Here is a 2,789-nt window from a genome sequence, read left to right as displayed (position 1 = left end):
CTTCGTGGTGCCACCCCGGTGGGGTGGTGTGTTGTGAGGTTGTCGGCCTATTAGTACCGGTCGGCTTCGCAAGTCTTTGGTCCTTGCTTCCACGTCCGGCCTATCAACCCAGTGGTCTGCTGGGGGCCTCCCGGACCGAAGTCCGTGGAAATCTCATCTTGAAGCGGGCTTCCCGCTTAGATGCTTTCAGCGGTTATCCCATCCGAACGTAGCCAACCAGCCGTGCACCTGGCGGTACAACTGGCACACCAGAGGTTCGTCCGTCCCGGTCCTCTCGTACTGAGGACAGCCCTTCTCAGATTTCCTGCGCGCGCAGCGGATAGGGACCGAACTGTCTCACGACGTTCTAAACCCAGCTCGCGTACCGCTTTAATGGGCGAACAGCCCAACCCTTGGGACCTACTCCAGCCCCAGGATGCGACGAGCCGACATCGAGGTGCCAAACCATGCCGTCGATATGGACTCTTGGGCAAGATCAGCCTGTTATCCCCGAGGTACCTTTTATCCGTTGAGCGACGGCCCTTCCACGAGGAGCCGCCGGATCACTAGTCCCGACTTTCGTCCCTGCTCGAGATGCCTCTCTCACAGTCAAGCCCCCTTGTGCACTTGCACTCGACACCTGGTTGCCGACCAGGCTGAGGGGACCTTTGGGCGCCTCCGTTACCCTTTGGGAGGCAACCGCCCCAGTTAAACTACCCATCAGGCACTGTCCCTGACCCGGATCACGGGCCGAGGTTAGATGTCCAAAGCGACCAGAGTGGTATTTCAACGATGACTCCACCGGCACTGGCGTGCCCGCTTCACAGTCTCCCACCTATCCTACACAAGCCGCTCCGAACACCAATACCAAACTATAGTGAAGGTCTCGGGGTCTTTCCGTCCTGCTGCGCGTAACGAGCATCTTTACTCGTAGTGCAATTTCGCCGAGTTCACGGTCGAGACAGCGGGGAAGTCGTTACTCCATTCGTGCAGGTCGGAACTTACCCGACAAGGAATTTCGCTACCTTAGGATGGTTATAGTTACCACCGCCGTTTACTGGGGCTTGAATTCTCCGCTTCGCTCGTGAGAGCTGACGGGTCCTCTTAACCTTCCAGCACCGGGCAGGAGTCAGTCCGTATACATCGTCTTGCGACTTCGCACGGACCTGTGTTTTTAGTAAACAGTCGCTTCCCCCTGGTCTCTGCGACCCTTGTCCCCTCCCACCAGCGCGTGGTGTTCAGGGTCGGGGTCCCCCTTCTCCCGAAGTTACGGGGGCATTTTGCCGAGTTCCTTGACCGTGATTCTCTCGATCGCCTTGGTATTCTCTACCTGATCACCTGTGTCGGTTTGGGGTACGGGCGGCTGGGACCTCGCGTCGATGCTTTTCTCGGCAGCATAGGATCACCCGATCCCCCCGCGAGGGGGTCCCGTCGGATCTCAGGCACGTGCGCGGCGGATTTGCCTGCCGCGCGCCCTACGTCCTTGGACCAGGTCAACCATCGCCTGGCCGGGCTGCCTTCCTGCGTCACACCTGTTAATACGCTTGCCTCGCAGCTCTGGGTCCCGCGCGCGCCCCGCGGTGGGCTCCCCGAAGGGATCCCGGTGCGGGGGTTGGGCGGTCAGCATCGGCTGTCCGGCATGGGCGGTCCTTCGCCGGTACGGGAATATCGACCCGTTGTCCATCGACTACGCCTGTCGGCCTCGCCTTAGGTCCCGACTTACCCAGGGCAGATGAGCTTGACCCTGGAACCCTTGATCATCCGGCGGACGGGTTTCCCACCCGTCTTTCGCTACTCATGCCTGCATTCTCACTCGTGCGGCCTCCACCGCTCGATCACTCGGCGGCTTCGCTGCCCGCACGACGCTCCCCTACCCAGCGACACCCCTGCCCCGGAGGGAGGGTGCACGTGTCACTGCCACGGCTTCGGCGGTGTGCTTGAGCCCCGCTACATTGTCGGCGCGGAATCACTTGACCAGTGAGCTATTACGCACTCTTTCAAGGGTGGCTGCTTCTAAGCCAACCTCCTGGTTGTCTGGGCAACTCCACATCCTTTCCCACTTAGCACACGCTTGGGGGCCTTAGCCGGTGGTCTGGGCTGTTTCCCTCTCGACTGCGAAGCTTATCCCCCGCAGTCTCACTGCTGCGCTCTCACTTGCCGGCATTCGGAGTTTGGCTGACGTCAGTAACCTGGTGGGGCCCATCGGCCATCCAGTAGCTCTACCTCCGGCAAGAAACACGCAACGCTGCACCTAAATGCATTTCGGGGAGAACCAGCTATCACGGAGTTTGATTGGCCTTTCACCCCTACCCACAGCTCATCCCCTCCATTTTCAACTGAAGTGGGTTCGGTCCTCCACGACGTCTTACCGTCGCTTCAACCTGGCCATGGGTAGATCACTCCGCTTCGGGTCTAGACCACGCCACTGAACGCCCTGTTCAGACTCGCTTTCGCTACGGCTCCCCCACACGGGTTAACCTCGCGACATGGCACTAACTCGCAGGCTCATTCTTCAAAAGGCACGCCATCACCCCACCTGGAGGCTCTGACGGCTTGTAGGCGCACGGTTTCAGGTACTGTTTCACTCCCCTCCCGGGGTGCTTTTCACCTTTCCCTCACGGTACTGGTCCGCTATCGGTCATCGGGTAGTATTCAGGCTTATCAGGTGGTCCTGACAGATTCGCACGGGATTCCTCGGGCCCCGTGCTACTTGGGGACATCCGCAAGGGCGGCAGACAAGCGTTCCGGCTACGGGACTCACACCCTCTCCGGCCGGCCGTTCAAGACCGTTCGCCTACACTCCTGCACTC

Annotated in this window: 1 rRNA gene; it reads right to left on the bottom strand. The window is 60.2% G+C overall.

The features are described from left to right. Positions 1-29 precede the first annotated feature (29 nt). A 23S ribosomal RNA gene (locus BV907_RS18000) occupies positions 30-2,789 on the bottom strand; the annotation flags it as partial.

It is taken from the genome of Sinomonas mesophila, from assembly GCF_001999765.1.
Lineage (GTDB): Bacteria > Actinomycetota > Actinomycetes > Actinomycetales > Micrococcaceae > Sinomonas > Sinomonas mesophila.
The sequence above is the reverse complement of the archived record's forward strand: the minus strand, read 5'-3'. Positions and strand labels throughout refer to the sequence as shown.